This window comes from Paraburkholderia edwinii (genome assembly GCF_019428685.1).
Taxonomy (GTDB): domain Bacteria; phylum Pseudomonadota; class Gammaproteobacteria; order Burkholderiales; family Burkholderiaceae; genus Paraburkholderia; species Paraburkholderia edwinii.
Window position 1 is genome coordinate 4,293,652 of sequence record NZ_CP080095.1, and the last position, 14,944, is coordinate 4,308,595.

The following is a 14,944-nucleotide window of genomic DNA, read 5'->3' on the forward strand; positions in this document are numbered from 1 at the left end:
GAAGCCATATGAACGTTCTTGAACGCCTGAAGCCGCGACCTGGGCTGCGCGTACTGATCTCAGGTGCGGCGTCCGGTATCGGAGCGGCGATTGCAGAGGCGTTTCTCGAAGCCGACGCCAACGTCTATATCTGCGACGTCGACCGCTCGGCTATCGAGCGCGCCAAAGAGCGGCATCCGGCGCTTCACGCCGGCGTAGCCGACGTGGGCAACCGCGAGCAGGTCGACGCGATTATCGACGACGCGCGCACGAGGCTGGGCGGTCTCGACATCCTCGTCAACAACGCAGGTATCGCCGGCCCGACAGGTGAGGTCGAAGCAATCAGCCCGGACGAGTGGGACCGTACCATCTCGACGAACCTCAACAGCCAGTACTACTTTCTGCGCAAGGCGGTTCCCGTGCTGAAGGAAACCTCGGATTGCGCCGGCATCGTCGCGATGTCGTCGGTGGCCGGCCGCCTCGGCTACGCGTTTCGCACGCCGTATGCCGCCACCAAATGGGCCATTGTCGGGCTTGTGAAGTCGCTCGCGATCGAGCTCGGACCGTCCAACATCCGCGTCAACACGATCCTGCCCGGCGTCGTGCAGGGTGAACGGATGGACCGCGTGATTGCCGCGCGCGCCGCATCGACAGGTGTCACCTTCGAAGCGATGAAGGAAGAATACCTTCGCAAGATTTCGCTTCGCCGGATGGTCACGGTCGACGATATCGCGGCCATGACCCTCTTCCTCGCGTCGCCGGCGGGTCAGCACATCTCAGGACAGGCCATCAGCGTCGACGGCAACGTCGAATACCTCTAGAAAAAGCCGTTTCCCGGCATCCCCTCAAAACCCCGACGCAATCCTGCTAAAACAAACAGCGGAGACATCATGACAGCGATACATTCCGGTCGTCCGATCGTCGTGCGCGTGGCCTGTCTCATAGTCGTTCTGGTTCTTGCAGGTTGCGGCGGCGATGACGACAGCGCTTCTACACCGGCGGCGACAGGCATTGCGTGTGAACAGCTCGCGGGCCTCACGGTGCCCGCTTCCGCGATCGGGTTGCCCACGACGGGCGCGACGGTAACCGCGGCGAAAACGGTCGCCGCCAGCGGAACGGGCGCCGCTCAATTGCCCGAATACTGCGCGGTGACGGCACAGATTGCCCCCGTCGATCCGTCGGCGCCCAATATCAAGTTCGCGGTCGCGCTGCCCACACAATGGAACCGCAAGGTCGTGATGTTTGGAGGCGGTGGCTTCGATGGAACCATCCCCGATGTGACCGGGAACGTGCCCAACGGTCCGGTCGACAAACTCACGCCGCTCGGTCGCGGCTATGCGACTTTCGCCAGCGACTCGGGCCATCAGGCTAATGCGCTGGCGTCTCAGGACGGGCGCTTCGGATTGAACGACGAAGCCGTGGCGAATTTCGGCGGGGATGCGATAAAGAAAACGCACGACGCGGCGCTCGCGATCATCAAGGCGCGCTACGCAAATACGCCGAACAAGGCCTATTTTGCCGGCGGATCGACGGGCGGCCGCGAAGCCCTCGCGGCGATTCAGCGCTGGCCGTCGGACTGGGACGGCGCCATCGCGTGGTATCCGGCATGGGACGATGCGGCCGCGCTGCTCGGCGGTCACCGCATGAACCGGGCACTCGCGCAGCCGGGCGCTTATCTCTCCGTCGGTAAACGCGCGACGCTGTACGACGCCGCGATGCAGGCGTGCGACACGCTCGACGGCGTCGCTGACGGCCTGATCAGCAATCAGCAGCAATGCAATGCGCAGTTCGATCCGACCACCGCCACCCTCAATGGCGTTCCGCTACGCTGCGCCAACGGCGCGGACACCGGCGACAATTGCCTGTCCGATGCGCAAATCGGCGCGTTGGAGACGATCAATACGCCCACCAACTTCGGCTTTTCCCTCGCAAGCGGTGAGACGCAATATCCGGGCTACAACGTTTGGGGCGCAGATCTCGGCATCACGACCCGTACCTCACCGATCGAACCTGAAGTCACGTTCCTCGCGTTCGGCACCTCACAGCCGGCTCAGCCCATGCCGGCAACAGCGCCGTACATCAGCGTCCTGACCGACCAGTGGCTCAAATATTCGGTCACGCGCGATCCCAGCTTCGATTCGTTATCGCTCGACCCGGAGCAACCCGGCGTGTGGGCCAACCGTATCAGTGCGCTCAGTTCGCAACTCGATACGCCTACCGATCTCTCCGCCTTCAAGGCGCGCGGCGGCAAGTTGCTGCTCGCACATGGATTGGTCGACGTGCTGGTGAGTACTCGCGCAACGGAGCAGTACTACCAGCGACTTCAATCGCAGATGGGCGCCGATCAGGTCGACACGTTCGTGCGTTACTACGAAATTCCCGGCATGGGCCATGCAGCGAGCAGCGTCTTCAATGCGACCTGGGATTCGCTAACGGCCCTCGAGCAATGGGCGGAGGCGGGAGTCGCGCCCGTCGGACAGGTGACGACCGACACGGCCGGCGTGCCCGGCCGCACGCGACCGTTATGCGATTACCCCGAATGGCCGCAATACAAGGGAGGCGACGTCAATTCGGCAGCCTCGTTCCAGTGCGTGCAATGAGGCGATAAGCGCTGCACGGGTGATGATCGGGGCGCTTGAAGTTGCCGCATGGCACGCCCCACGCTCAGCGCACAGTCGCGTTACGCCCCTGGCGATCGAGCTCGTCGAACTGTTCATCGGTCAGCTTGACGCCGGCGCCGGCCACGTTTTCGAGCAGATGATCGACGCTGCCCGTGCCCGGGATCGGAAGCATGACCCGGGAGCGCTTGAGCAGCCACGCAACCGCAATCGCACCGGTCGTCACACCGTGCGCTTCTGCAATATTGCTGACGACGGAACCCGGTTTGGCGAGTTCGCCCGCCGCTAGCGGAAACCATGGGATAAAGCCGATGTTGTGCGCCTCGCAGTAGTCGAGTATGTCCTCGCTTTTGCGATCCACGAGGTTGTACTGGTTTTGCACGGTCACGACCTTGAAGTGCTTTTGCGCGGCTTCGATGTCGTCCACCGGCACTTCGCTAAGACCGACATGCCGGATCAGGCCTTCACGCTGCATCGCCGCCACGGCATCGAACTGCTCGTCGCGCGGCACTTTCGGATCGACGCGGTGCAGTTGCCATAGATCGATCCGCTCGACGCCAAGGCGCCGAAGACTCATCAACACACACTGCCGCAAATATTCGGGTCGACCGACCGGCGCCCAGAGATCCGGGCCGTGCCGCGTAAATCCTCCCTTGGTGGCAATCAGCAGACCTTTATACGGATGCAGCGCCTCCTTGATGAGTTCTTCGCTGACGTCGGGTCCGTAACTGTCGGCCGTATCAATGAGGTTGATTTGCAGCTCGGGGAGGCGCTTGAGCGTCTTGATCGCCGCGTCGCGATTGGCAGGCGGCCCCCAGATGCCGCGCCCGGTAATTCGCATCGCGCCGAAACCAAGGCGGTTAACGGTCAGGTCACCGCCGATCGTGAAGGTGCCCGCGGCGGATGCGGAAACTGAGACAGTCTGTGACATGGATGCTCCTTTCTGGAAATCGACCCGCGTCAGTGCATGACGAAAGTTTTACCCGTCACGCATTCAACAGGCTATTGCAAGGCCGGATCAGCGCTGCGCTTGTCGGCAAGTCAGCAGGTCGGCAAAGAGGATGTGTATTTCGGAGGACAGCAAAGCGTCATCGGCGGGAATCTCCGATCGGCCATGCCGCGAAAAAAAGTCTAGTACACGCGCGTGGGTCTTGCCGGGCACGAACTGAGTGTTGCCGCCATCGTCCGACACGCTGGCATTGGACCAAAGTCCACTTGTCTTCGGGCGTCATGCAAACCAGGATTGATCCAAACCTCCAGATTCACGCCTGAAATATGGCTTCCCGCATCGGACTATCGGAGTATTCGCCATGCTACGAATCGTTCGACATTTGGCTGGTCTTACGATCGCATCGATCGCGCTAGCCGCCACCGCGCAGCAACCCATCTTCTATCCGGCCAAAGGGCAAAGCCCTGAGCGCCAGCGTACCGATACCGGCGAGTGCCAGTCGTGGGCGCAACAGACCACCGGCGTCAATCCGGCGATGCTCGCGGAGCAGATGGCAAACAGCCCACCGCCTCAGCAACAGGGAGGCCGGCTGTTTCGCGGCGCGGGTGGCGGCGCGCTATTCGGAACCTTGATCGGCGGCGCCGCGGGGGGACATTGGGGCGAAGGCGCGGGAATCGGCGCGCTGGTCGGCACGATGGGAAGCGGCATGCGAATGAGGCGCGAACAGCAGCAGGCAAGCATGCAGCAAACCAGCATGCATGAGCAGGCATCAGGACAACTGGCGACGTACAACCGCGCGGTCGATGCATGCATGACGGGACGTGGCTACACCGCGGGCTAGACAAAAGGCGTGCTTACGGCGCGCAACAGGAGGCTCCATGTCGAAAACGCTGCCGGCGATGGTCCTCGCCGCCGTGGTTTGCTCCGCACCTGCATGGGTGCAGGGCGCAGACTTCGACGGCTCCAAACCGCTGTTATGCGCCACCATCGATGCGCACTTCTGCGACATCGGCGAAGTGTGCTATCGAACGCTGCCCGAAATCCTCGGCGCGCCCCAGTTCCTCCGGATCAACTTTGCAAAGAAAACCATTACCGGCGCGCAGCAGCGCACCACCGAGATCCGCTACATGGAACCCGGCGATGGCCAGCTCGTATTGCAAGGGACGGAATTGGGTTACGGCTGGAGCCTTGCGCTCGATACGAAGACCGGCGCGATGAGCGCGACGCTCGTCAACCGCGACGACGTCTTTGTACTGTTCGGAGCCTGTACGCCGTCTTGACCGATACCGGCGCCGACGGGGCCCGCGCCGCGGTACGTGGTGCGCGTGCCGCCGTCACCGACCGCTACCTGTCGTCGTCCGCCTTCCCGCGGATCAGTGCTTCCGGGTGACGTTCGAGATAGTCCGCGAGGTTGCGCAGCGCCACTGCCGTACGCGTGAGTTCGCGCAGCGTGACATTCACGTCTTGCGACAGCTCGGAATTGGGTTGCAAGGTCCGGTTGATCGTTTCGAGCGACGTGCGCGCGGTAATCAATGCCGACTTCGCTTCGGGTGCGACATTGGTGTCGAGCGTGGTGAGCAGCTTGCTCGCCTCCTGCAGCGCCCGGCGCAAGTCGTTGCCGATCCCTTCAAAAGGCACCCTTTCCAGCCTTGCAACCAGCGCGAGAAGCGAGTCCTGCAGCGATTGCAGCCCACTCGGAACGGTTGGAACTTCAGGAGGACGCGCGTTCCAGTCCATCGTCGCCTTCGGCGCGTCAGGGAAGAAATCCAGCGCGACATACCGCTGCCCGGACAGCACGCTCGCCATGCGCAATTGACCGCGCAAGCCGTTTTCGACGAGCCATTGAGCAAGCTTGCGGGGATCGTCCGTGACTCTGCCGCCCTTCTTGCCCGATGCGTAACGCGACGTAAAGCGCTCCGGGAAAAAGTGGATCTCGACCGGAATGCTGAATTGCATCTTCTCGCGGTCGAAGCGGGTGTTAATCGCAGCGACTTCGCCAACCGTAATGCCGCGAAAATCGACCGGTGCGCCAACAGTCAAGCCGCGCACCGATTCCTTGAAATTGAGCACGTAGGTATCGACAATCCGGTCATGGCGCTGCATCGCCTCAATGCGGTCGTGATACAGCGTGAATTCGGTTAGCGCCGCCGCCGGGGTGGTATCGACTGAATCGGACGGGGTCTGAAAGGCGAGCCCACCCACGAGGATGGCGACGAGCGACTCGGTATTGAGCTTCACGCCGGCCGCACTGAGCGACAGATCGATGCCGCTCGCCTGCCAGAAGCGCGTGTCGTCCTCGACGAACCGGTCATACGGCGAATTGATAAACACGTTCAGCGTGACGCCCTTGCCGTCGGGGTCGAGCCGATACGAGACGACCTGACCCACCTGCAGCCGCCTGAAGTAGATGGGCGAGCCGACGTCGAGCGAACCCATGTCTTCGGCCTTCAGCACAAACTCGCGGCCGGGCACGTCCTTCGCGAGCACCGGCGGTATTTCGAGGCCGATAAAGTCATGCCTCACCTTTGTTGAGGTACCGGCATCCATGCCGATGTACGAGCCGGACAACAACGTACCGAGACCCGATACCGTCCCGCCCGAAATGCGCGGCCGCACGACCCAGAAGCGCGCGTCGTCGACCAGCATGGCCGCTGCGTTTTTGGTCAGCTCGGCCATCACCACCACGCTTCGATGGTCGGACGCCAACGTCACGGACTTGACTGTGCCGACCTCGACATCCTTGTACTTGATTTTGGTCTTGCCGGCCTCGAGACCTTCGCCCGTCTTGAAGAGAATCGTGATGGTCGGGCCTTTTTCGAGAATCGCGTGCACCGCGAGCCAGCCGCCGACCAATAGCGCCACGAGCGGCACGAGCCAGACCAGTTGCACACGCCAGCGCGAGCGCTCAACCGTATGCACCTCGGGAAAATCGTGCGGACCGGTTTCACCAGGCCCGCCCGGCGGACTAGCCATGATCGCGCTCCGCAGCGTCCCAGATCAGCCGCGGATCGAACGACATCGCGGCAAACATCGTCAGCACCACGACCGCGCCGAACGCGATCGCACCGGGGCCCGCCTGAATCGTCGCAAGTGCACTGAATTGCACGAGCGCCACGAGAATCGTAATGACGTAGATGTCGAGCATCGACCAGCGTCCGACGAGTTCGACGATCCGATAGATCGCCGTGCGCCGCTTTTGCAGCCATGTCGAGCGCAACTGGACAGACACGACAAGGAACACGAGGGCGAGGATTTTCAGCATCGGCACCGCGATGCTCGCGACAAACACGATGATCGCGAGCGGCCAGGAGCCCGACGTCCAGAGGTACACCACGCCGCTGAGAATCGTGTCCTTCTCCGAACCGAACAGCGAACTGGTGTTCATCACCGGCAGCACGTTGGCCGGAATATAGAGCACGACCGCCGACATGATGAACGCCCAGGTTCGCGAGATACTCGCTACCTTGCGAAAATGCAGAGCAGCACCGCAACGCGAACAGTGGACACCATGTGTGTGCCGGCCCGCCCTCGACAGCAAGCCGCATTCATGACAGACGAGCAGGCCGGCGCCTGCCGCCGTCGCCGTCGCCGCCGATGCCGGTATCGGCGGTTCGTCGCTCGCCGTTGCCGGTTGTATGCGCGCCCAGCATTCACGCGGATCGAACGCGGAAGCCGCCGCGGCGAGCAGCACCATGACCGCGCCGAACGCCCATAGCGAAACACCCGGCACGACGCTCGCGATGACCGCAAGCTTCACCAAAGCGACCAGCATGCCGAGAATCAGCACCTCGACCATCGCCCATGGCCGCGCAAGATGAAGCAGGTGGAATGCAAGGTTGTGCGCGAGCGGCACGCGGCCTAACCACAGCGGCAACAACAGGTAAATCATCGCGAGCATCTGCAGAAGCGGCATCACGACGGTGGTGACAAAAACCAGACCCGCGATCGGCCACATGCCGTCGCGATACAGTGCGTCCGCCGCGCCGATCAGCGAGGTCTCGACGAGGTCGCCCTTTACCGACAGTCCGACGATCGGAAAGGCATTCGCGACCGCGAACAGGATCACCGCCCCTAACGTATAGGCGAGTGCGCGATCGATGCTGTTCGGCTGATGGCGATAGAGTTCCGCGCCGCATCGCGCGCAACGTGCGGTCGCTCCGCGCAGCAAGGGCTTCTCATACTGCAGCAGGTCGCATTCATGACAGGCAATCAGTCGCGCGCGGGTCATCGCAGTGCTTCCCCGGGCGCGCCGGTATCGCGTTGGGTGATCGTCATCGCGGTCGTTCCGTTAATCAGACGATTCACATCACGGCGTGAAACGCACTTCCGTGCAATTGACTTTCTGCTTAGCTGAATAGTTGTAATGTCGATCCGGAAAAACAATGAGACTTTGGTCCTATACATCGAGTCCCAAAGATCGATTTTTTCCGGTCGTGCTGTATGTCGCAGGCGCCGCTGAATGGCGCGTCACTGCTTGTGCTTTCTCGCAAGACCCGCAATCTCGCGCTCGAGCGCCGCAAGAAACACATTGACGCGGTTAGGCACATATTGCCTGCTAGGAATCACGGCCCAGACCGACAGGTCTTCCATCGCCGCATCCTGCAGATGCACCTGCACGAGCGACTGATCGGACAACTGCCTGAAGACATCCCAGTACGTCAGCATGGCGAGACCCAAGCCCTGCACGGCAGCGGTAATCGACGCCTCGACACTGGTTGTCGTAACCGCCGCTTCCACACGCCGACGCGTCATCACTCCATCGACAACAAGTGGCCACCGCCGCACCGCATTCAGCCCGACGCACCGATGCGCATCGAGCTCCGCCACACTCGTCGGCACCCCATGCTTCTTCAAATACGCAGGCGCGGCACAAATAAGCCGTGGATTCGCCGTCACCTTCTTCGCAATCAGCTCCGAATCCTCCAACGGCGCGATGCGCAATGCCAGATCCAAACCCTGCCCCACGATATCAACCTGACGATCCGAAAGATCGAGATCGATATGCAGCTCGGGGTTCTCTTCCAGTAACCGCGAAAGCATCGGCAACACAACCGATTGCCCAAATCCGCTCGGCGCCGTCATCCGCAGGACCCCTGACGCAGACTTCGGCAGCGGACTCAATTCCGCACGTGCAGTCGCTTCTGCATCAACCAGCGTTCGCGCATACGGTAGAAACCCCTCGCCTTCCGCGGTCAAGGTCAGGGACCGCGTCGTCCGGTGAAAAAGACGCACGCCAAGGTCCTCTTCAAGCGCCGCAATCCGCCGCGATACCTGCATCGGCACCACGTCCAGCTGGCGTGCCGCGGCCGACAGGCTCCCCGCGGACGCAACCGCCAGAAAGGTTCGAACGTCCGGAAGAAGCATGTTTATATCCAGAAGTGTTAGGGCGCCTTCACGTTCCGATGCCTGTTTCCCGCTCGTCTCGACTCCTAAGATGCAGTCACCTTCTCTTTAAGACGAGCTGCAAAATGACCGACACGAACTCTCTGATCCTTTCCCCGTTCGACATCAACGGCGTCGCGGTGCGTAACCGGATTGCAGTCGCTCCGATGACACGCATCACGGCGACGGAAGACGGCCACCCGACGCAAACCATGTTCGACTATTACCTGCGTTTCGCGAAGGGCGGCTTCGGTCTAGTGACGACCGAAGGGATCTATACCGACAAGGCGTTCTCGCAAGGATACCGGTTTCAACCTGGCTTATCAGATAGCGCGCAGGCACAAGGCTGGGCAGCGTTCAATCGAGCCATGCAAGCGCAAGGGGCGCATGTATTCGCACAGTTGATGCACGCCGGTGCGTTGAGCCAGGGCAATATTTATCGCACGCATACGGTGGGGCCGTCGGCTGTTCGCCCGAAAGGCAAGCAGATGGAGTTCTATCACGGCGAGGGTCTTTACCACGAACCCAAGCCGATGACCGATGCCGAGATCGACGAAGCGCTTCAGGGTTACGTGGATGCCGCGCAGCGGGCGGTGAAAATCGCCGGCTTTAGCGGCGTGGAAATCCACGGCGCCAATGGTTATCTCCTCGATCAGTTTCTGACGGCGGAGACCAACCTCAGAACCGATCGTTGGGGTGGCGAGACAAAGGCGCGCGTCCGCTTGCTCGCCGATGTCGTGAGCGCGGTTAAGCACAACGTCGGTGACGCTGTTCCGGTCGGCATCCGGATCTCGCAAGGCAAGGTCAACGACTACGTATCCAAGTGGCAAGGCGGCGAAGCCGACGCTGAAATCATCTTCGGCACGCTCGCCGATGCCGGCGCGAACTTTATCCACGTGACGGAATATGAAGCGTGGAAGCCCGCGTTCGAAGGCACGCAGGATAGTCTCGTCACGCTGGCACGCCGCTATGCGCCGAACGTGACGATCATCGCCAATGGCAGCTTGCACACGGCGGAGCGGATCTCGAACGTGCTCTCGAGCGGCGCGGACATCGTCACGGTAGGACGTGGCGCACTGGCCAACCCCGATCTGCCGAAAGTGCTCGCAAGCAAGCGCGAACCGAAGACATTCGATGGCACGATTCTTCATCCGGTCGCGAGCATCAAGGATGGCGAACTCGCGATGCTGTCCGATGCGTGAACATGCCTGAGCGTTTGAACGCGGCGCGGCGTAGGGGCTTAGCCCCTATGCCTCTTTCCACCGCTTGACGATATCCGTTTCGATATCGAACAGATCGAGCAGCCGCCCAACGGTATGATTGACAATATCGTCGAGCGACTGCGGCCGCGAATAAAAGGCCGGCACAAGCGGTGCCACTACCGCGCCCATATCGGATAACTGCAGCATCGTCCGCAAATGCCCGCTATGCAGTGGCGTCTCGCGCACACCCAGTACCAGCCGGCGCCGCTCTTTCAACGCCACATCGGCTGCGCGACTCATCAGCGTACCCGTCACCCCGGTCGCAATCTCGCTCATCGTGCGAACCGAACACGGCACGATCAGCATCCCCATGGTCCGGAAGGATCCCGAAGAAACCGCCGCACCGATATCGCCCGACGCGTACCACACTGAAGCCAGCGCGCGCAGGTCGTTGGACTTGAGGTCGGTCTCATACGTCATCGTCAGCTCGGCGGCCTTGCTAAGAATCAGGTGCGTCTCGATACCCGCCTGCTTCAGCACCTCGAGCGCACGAATCCCATACGCGATTCCCGATGCCCCTGTAATGCCAACGACCAGACGCCGCGCTGCTGTATTGCTCATTGCTTTCCCGTTTCAGAACCGCGTATGGAGGCCCACGCGAAACACCTCCTGGTTCGGCCCGCTCGCCGGCGCCGTCGCGCCGAGCAGCCCGTCGATATTCGCGCGGAAGCCATCATTCGTGCGCTGCCACGCGCCGAGCGCATAGACCGAAGTCCGCTTCGACAACGCATAGTCGACAATGCCTGCGATCTCGTTCGCGTGCTGGTTGCTCAACGCTTCGTTGCCCTTCTGGTACATGTAGCTGAAGCCGAGCGACCACAGCGGCGTAACGTGATACATCGCGCCGGCCGAATACGACGCCGCGGCGGTGCCGTTCGCGACATTGCGCACTGTCGTGATCAAGGCCGTCATAAACACCGGGCCCCACGTATAGCGCGAACCCACTGCCCCGTTGCGAATCGTGACGTCAGGACCGGGCGTGCCGACGTGTTTGGTGGTCGTGTACGCCGCATCGGCGCCGAACGTGCCATGCTCGTAGCTAACCAGAAAGCTCGAGCCATTGCCCGCGCCGATCGAACCCGCAACATTGCCGAACCCGTACATCGCGCCGACATGGAAGCCCGCGAATGACGGCGATTCGTATCTGACCGAATTCGAAATCGGCGTGCCGGTCAGGCGGCTCCAGTCGAAGCTGCCCGACGGATTGCCCGGGATCGCGAGCTTGGTAAAAATCCCGCCTGGATAGGAATAAAGGTGGCCGGAGATTTCAGCCGGCGAGTCCTTCACCATGTCGCGCATGAAGTCGTACTGCTCGCCGGCCGTCATCACACCGTAGCGCTCGTTTTTCATGCCGACGTACGCCGACTTGGACCAGAGGCTCTGCCCATTGAGAATCGAGCCGGTGCCGATCACGATCTGGTCGCGCAACAGGAAAATGGTCTTCCAGCCGCCGCCGAGATCTTCGGTTCCCGTAATGCCCCACAGGTTAGGCGAGTTTTGCCCATCCTTGAATTGCAACGACGAGTGGCCGCTCATGTTGCTGATATAGGTCAAGCCCACATCGAGCAAGCCATAGATCGTCACGCTGCTTTGCGCGCTCGCCTGAGTCGACACTAGCGCGAGCGCCGCTGCGCAAGCGGCCCAGGTCCATTTCTTTTTCAATTGCTGTCTCCGTTTTGTATTTGTTCACACCCTTGCGGGTGCCGTGCGATCAGTTTTCACACGTTATTTCGTTTGCTTTCTCATCGGCTTTTTAAATTTGCAATGCGAATTAATGTAAGCAGATCGACATCTCGATTCGAGTGCGCTTCGTTACCAGGCCGTACCGTCCACGCGATACCAGTCGAGCATGCGCAGCAGCGGTTCGTCGGACACGCGCAATAGCAGCGCGTCGTCGCTCGCTTCGATGCGGTACTCGTTCCAGCCAGGCACTGCGAACATGTCGCCTGCGGCCCAATGAAATTCGCGACCGGCCACCCGCGTGACGCCCTTGCCTTCTACAACCGTGAAGATGCGATTGGCCGTGGTGCGCACGCACTGCCATTGCGTACCGGCGAAGAGATGCAGCACCACACGGTCGAACGTCACGAGCGATGGCGGCCCGAGTTCCAGGCTGCGAACACCCGACGCGATCTCGGCCGATTCGAGCAGGCGCGGGCGGTAGTCCGCGTAGGCGAAGCGCATCGGCGAATGCGCATCGACACGATGGCTCTTTTCAAGCTCGTCGGGATGAACTTCGAAGAACATCGGGTTCAAATGCTGGACAAGCGGCGCATCGAGGAAATCGATCCAGTAGCCTTCCTGGTCCGATTCGCTCAGGTGACCGTGGTAACAACCGTTCGGCGTCAGCAGAATGTCGCCGGCCAGCATCGGAATCTTCACGCCGTCGACGATCGTGTACATGTTCGGCGCGCCTTCGAGCACTACGCGCATGGCATTCGGCGTATGCCGGTGGCTGCGCGCGGATTCATACCCCTTGATCATCTGATACGCGCCGACCAGCGTGCGCACCGTGGCGTAGTCGTTACCCGGAATCGGATTGGCCATGATCAGGTTGCGCCGCTCGGCCCATTCGGTGCCAACGAGCCGCCCCGCCGCATGCAAGGCCGCGCGCGCATCGCGATAGCGCCAATGCGCGGGCACGAAGGTCTGCTTCGGTTGCGGATACAACGAAGGCGTGGGCTTGGCCCAGCCGTTCTTCATTTGCACGTGCTCGAGCAGCGCGTGCAAGGCGGGCAGATCCTGCGCTGAATCGAAATCCACTTCGGCATGCTCGGCTTGCGACATCGGAATCATCCTCTGGGTTGGAAGCGGAGAACGGATGCGGCACAACGCTTTCCGGCCGCAGGCAATTGCTGTCGGCACCGTTTCGCCCTGGTCTCCTGTGCTTGAGTGCTGCTTGGGTGCTGCTGTTTTGCTCTGTTTCTTGTTATTCGCAATGCGAATTTCAATCTGTGCAGCAAATTATATCGAGTTCGTTCGATCTGTCAATTCGTTTAGGCAAATTCGCCACGCATCGATCGAACAAAGTGGGCACTGCCCCGACAAGCGCACGAAGCCTTGGCTTTACGCGAAAAGGCCGTGCAAGGCGCCAGCCAAGCACCAATTCACCTTGCGAATAAGCTATCCTCTGTGTGAATATCCGTGTCGCCGCGTTCGCGGCACCGGATGGCGGTGGCAGCGCACTTCATCGACGCTGCGCGACGTCGATGAAGTGCGCTGCTTATAATTCGGCACGTAAGAAGAATCGACCCGAACAATCGACCCGACGAAGTAACCGAAGAGCCAGGCCGGGGACATGCCATCGAGGGCGGCCTTTGCGCCGCATTCCGCGTTTGCCATGAGCGCACTGCGCTTTATCTAGTTCGCGCACAACAGGATTGCCAAATTGACAGAACGAAAACCAGCTAAAAAAACAACCACTGCCAAGGCGAAGAGCGAAGACGAGATCGCTCCGGAAAAAGACCGCCAGTTCGTGACCGCGCTGGCCCGAGGACTCGACGTATTGCGCTGCTTCACGCGCGCGACTCCGGCGCTCGGCACGGCCGATATCGCGCGCATGACCGGCCTTGCGCAGCCGACTGTCTGGCGGCTTTGCTACACGCTGATCCAGGAGGGCTATCTCGTGCAGACGGACCGCGGCGGCCGTCTGCGTCCCGGCATTTCGGTGCTCGGCCTCGGGCAGGCGGCGATCGCCAGCATGCCGATCGCCGAACTCGCACGCGACGATATGCAGACGCTCGCGAGCCGCTATCAATGCGCCGTCTCGCTCGGCATGCGCGACGGGCACTACATGGTCTATATGCAGCGCATGCAGGGCTCGCAGATCATCCTGCGCGATCTCGAAGTCGGTTCGCGCGTGCCGCTGTCGTCGTCGGCCACGGGCTGGGCGTACCTTGCCGGTCTGCCCGACGAGGAACGCGAGCAGGTCTTCAAGGAGCTGCAGGAGATCGAGAAAAAGCGCTGGACCACGCTGCTGCCCAAGATCAAGCAATCGATCACGCAGTACAAGCGCACGGGTTACATCATCAACAAGGGCTCGTTGCATGCGCAGATCAATGCGGTCGCGGTGCCGGTCATGTCGTCGGACGGCAACGTGCTGCTGTCGCTGAGCGCGGGCGGCATCAGCCTCGTGTTCGACGACGAAACGCTCGTCAAGGTCGGCAACGAATTGAAGCGGCTCGCCACGCGCTTCGCCTCGGCGCTCGATACGATGAGATAAGCAGCGGCGCCAAACGCGGCGGCGGCGCGGTCCGGGCCACCCGGACCAACCGCCGCCGCGGCGCTTGCGCATCACGTCACTGCTGCGCAGCGAGCGCGCTCACGTTCTCGTTGAAACGCTGAAAGAACGTCGCCGCCAGCTTGTTCGCCACCGACGACACGAGGCGCGTGCCGATCTGCGCCAGCTTGCCGCCCACTTCCGCGTAGGCGACATACGACAGCACGGTGTCCTCGCCTTCGTCGCTAAGCGCCACCTCGGCGTTCATCTTGCCGAAGCCCGCGATACCGCCTTCGCCCTGACCGACAATCCGATACCCTTGCGGCTCGACACGGTCCGACAGCTTCAGATTGCCCTTGAAGTTGGCTTTGACCGGACCGACCGCAAGGGTCACCGTCGCGAGAAACGTGTCTTCACCTTCCGCAGTAAATGACTGGCAACCCGGCACGCAGTTCTTCAGCACGTCCGGATCATTCAGGCATTTCCACACGAGGCTGCGCGGCGCCTTGATCGTTTCCGATCCCTTGAAATCCAT

At 61.5% G+C, this 14,944-nt stretch carries 14 protein-coding genes; 6 read left to right on the top strand and 8 right to left on the bottom strand.

Going from position 1 to position 14,944, the window contains the following annotated elements:
* Window positions 1-8: 8 nt before the first annotated feature.
* A complete protein-coding gene (locus KZJ38_RS19040; protein ID WP_219797720.1) occupies window positions 9-800 on the top strand; it encodes an SDR family oxidoreductase in 792 nt (263 codons plus the stop codon).
* A 69-nt stretch (window positions 801-869) separates the two neighbouring features.
* Window positions 870-2,579 carry a tannase/feruloyl esterase family alpha/beta hydrolase gene (locus KZJ38_RS19045; protein WP_219797721.1) on the top strand — a complete coding sequence of 570 codons (1,710 nt, stop codon included), beginning with the start codon at window positions 870-872 and terminating at the stop codon, window positions 2,577-2,579.
* A gap of 64 nt (window positions 2,580-2,643) precedes the next feature.
* Here KZJ38_RS19045 and KZJ38_RS19050 read toward each other — a convergent pair whose 3' ends face one another.
* Window positions 2,644-3,528 (bottom strand): aldo/keto reductase, encoded by an 885-nt coding sequence (locus KZJ38_RS19050; protein ID WP_219797722.1) that lies wholly within the window; start codon window positions 3,526-3,528, stop codon window positions 2,644-2,646.
* A gap of 379 nt (window positions 3,529-3,907) precedes the next feature.
* Here KZJ38_RS19050 and KZJ38_RS19055 point away from each other — a divergent pair, with 379 nt between their 5' ends.
* Together KZJ38_RS19055 and KZJ38_RS19060 are read left to right on the top strand one after the other, a co-directional pair.
* Window positions 3,908-4,387, top strand: a complete 480-nt coding sequence (locus KZJ38_RS19055; protein ID WP_219797723.1) for a glycine zipper family protein — start codon at window positions 3,908-3,910, stop codon at window positions 4,385-4,387.
* Between the two features lie 37 nt (window positions 4,388-4,424).
* Window positions 4,425-4,826, top strand: a complete 402-nt coding sequence (locus KZJ38_RS19060; protein ID WP_219797724.1) for a hypothetical protein — start codon at window positions 4,425-4,427, stop codon at window positions 4,824-4,826.
* Between the two features lie 64 nt (window positions 4,827-4,890).
* Here the strand turns inward: KZJ38_RS19060 and KZJ38_RS19065 are convergent, their stop codons facing one another.
* The 3 genes from KZJ38_RS19065 to KZJ38_RS19075 form a co-directional block, all read right to left on the bottom strand.
* The gene (locus KZJ38_RS19065) at window positions 4,891-6,519 is read right to left on the bottom strand and encodes a PqiB family protein (RefSeq protein WP_219797725.1); all 1,629 of its coding nucleotides are present in this window, start codon (window positions 6,517-6,519) and stop codon (window positions 4,891-4,893) included.
* On the bottom strand, window positions 6,512-7,774 hold the full coding sequence (locus tag KZJ38_RS19070) for a paraquat-inducible protein A (RefSeq protein ID WP_219797726.1): 1,263 nt from the start codon (window positions 7,772-7,774) through the stop codon (window positions 6,512-6,514). The genes KZJ38_RS19065 and KZJ38_RS19070 overlap by 8 nt, the downstream gene beginning before the upstream one ends.
* A gap of 239 nt (window positions 7,775-8,013) precedes the next feature.
* Window positions 8,014-8,910: a LysR family transcriptional regulator gene (locus KZJ38_RS19075; RefSeq protein ID WP_219797727.1), complete on the bottom strand. Its 897-nt coding sequence runs from the start codon at window positions 8,908-8,910 to the stop codon at window positions 8,014-8,016.
* 104 nt (window positions 8,911-9,014) lie between these two features.
* On the opposite strand from KZJ38_RS19075, the gene KZJ38_RS19080 reads away from it, so the two are divergent.
* Window positions 9,015-10,130, top strand: coding sequence for an NADH:flavin oxidoreductase (locus tag KZJ38_RS19080; RefSeq protein WP_219797728.1), 1,116 nt, complete (start codon window positions 9,015-9,017; stop codon window positions 10,128-10,130).
* A gap of 45 nt (window positions 10,131-10,175) precedes the next feature.
* Here KZJ38_RS19080 and KZJ38_RS19085 read toward each other — a convergent pair whose 3' ends face one another.
* The 3 genes from KZJ38_RS19085 to KZJ38_RS19095 all read right to left on the bottom strand — a co-directional run bounded on the left by KZJ38_RS19085 (window position 10,176) and on the right by KZJ38_RS19095 (window position 12,977).
* Window positions 10,176-10,751: a UbiX family flavin prenyltransferase gene (locus KZJ38_RS19085; protein WP_219797729.1), complete on the bottom strand. Its 576-nt coding sequence runs from the start codon at window positions 10,749-10,751 to the stop codon at window positions 10,176-10,178.
* A 12-nt stretch (window positions 10,752-10,763) separates the two neighbouring features.
* A complete protein-coding gene (locus tag KZJ38_RS19090) occupies window positions 10,764-11,852 on the bottom strand; it encodes a porin (protein ID WP_219797730.1) in 1,089 nt (362 codons plus the stop codon).
* A gap of 150 nt (window positions 11,853-12,002) precedes the next feature.
* Window positions 12,003-12,977 carry a cupin domain-containing protein gene (locus KZJ38_RS19095; protein WP_219797731.1) on the bottom strand — a complete coding sequence of 325 codons (975 nt, stop codon included), beginning with the start codon at window positions 12,975-12,977 and terminating at the stop codon, window positions 12,003-12,005.
* Window positions 12,978-13,578: 601 nt separating this feature from the next.
* Between KZJ38_RS19095 and KZJ38_RS19100 the strand changes: the two genes are divergently transcribed.
* A complete protein-coding gene (locus KZJ38_RS19100) occupies window positions 13,579-14,412 on the top strand; it encodes an IclR family transcriptional regulator (protein WP_219797732.1) in 834 nt (277 codons plus the stop codon).
* 76 nt (window positions 14,413-14,488) lie between these two features.
* Here KZJ38_RS19100 and KZJ38_RS19105 read toward each other — a convergent pair whose 3' ends face one another.
* The gene (locus KZJ38_RS19105; protein ID WP_219797733.1) at window positions 14,489-14,944 is read right to left on the bottom strand and encodes an SRPBCC family protein; all 456 of its coding nucleotides are present in this window, start codon (window positions 14,942-14,944) and stop codon (window positions 14,489-14,491) included.

Bases quoted from the DNA above. Each gene is read 5' to 3' on its own strand.
- KZJ38_RS19040 (WP_219797720.1), top strand. From the start codon at position 9: ATGAACGTTCTTGAACGCCTGAAGCCGCGACCTGGGCTGCGCGTACTG.
- KZJ38_RS19055 (WP_219797723.1), top strand. From the start codon at position 3,908: ATGCTACGAATCGTTCGACATTTGGCTGGTCTTACGATCGCATCGATC.
- KZJ38_RS19050 (WP_219797722.1), bottom strand. From the start codon at position 3,528: ATGTCACAGACTGTCTCAGTTTCCGCATCCGCCGCGGGCACCTTCACG.
- KZJ38_RS19065 (WP_219797725.1), bottom strand. From the start codon at position 6,519: ATGGCTAGTCCGCCGGGCGGGCCTGGTGAAACCGGTCCGCACGATTTT.
- KZJ38_RS19075 (WP_219797727.1), bottom strand. From the start codon at position 8,910: ATGCTTCTTCCGGACGTTCGAACCTTTCTGGCGGTTGCGTCCGCGGGG.
- KZJ38_RS19045 (WP_219797721.1), top strand. From the start codon at position 870: ATGACAGCGATACATTCCGGTCGTCCGATCGTCGTGCGCGTGGCCTGT.
- KZJ38_RS19080 (WP_219797728.1), top strand. From the start codon at position 9,015: ATGACCGACACGAACTCTCTGATCCTTTCCCCGTTCGACATCAACGGC.
- KZJ38_RS19070 (WP_219797726.1), bottom strand. From the start codon at position 7,774: ATGACCCGCGCGCGACTGATTGCCTGTCATGAATGCGACCTGCTGCAG.
- KZJ38_RS19105 (WP_219797733.1), bottom strand. From the start codon at position 14,944: ATGGATTTCAAGGGATCGGAAACGATCAAGGCGCCGCGCAGCCTCGTG.
- KZJ38_RS19085 (WP_219797729.1), bottom strand. From the start codon at position 10,751: ATGAGCAATACAGCAGCGCGGCGTCTGGTCGTTGGCATTACAGGGGCA.
- KZJ38_RS19095 (WP_219797731.1), bottom strand. From the start codon at position 12,977: ATGTCGCAAGCCGAGCATGCCGAAGTGGATTTCGATTCAGCGCAGGAT.
- KZJ38_RS19060 (WP_219797724.1), top strand. From the start codon at position 4,425: ATGTCGAAAACGCTGCCGGCGATGGTCCTCGCCGCCGTGGTTTGCTCC.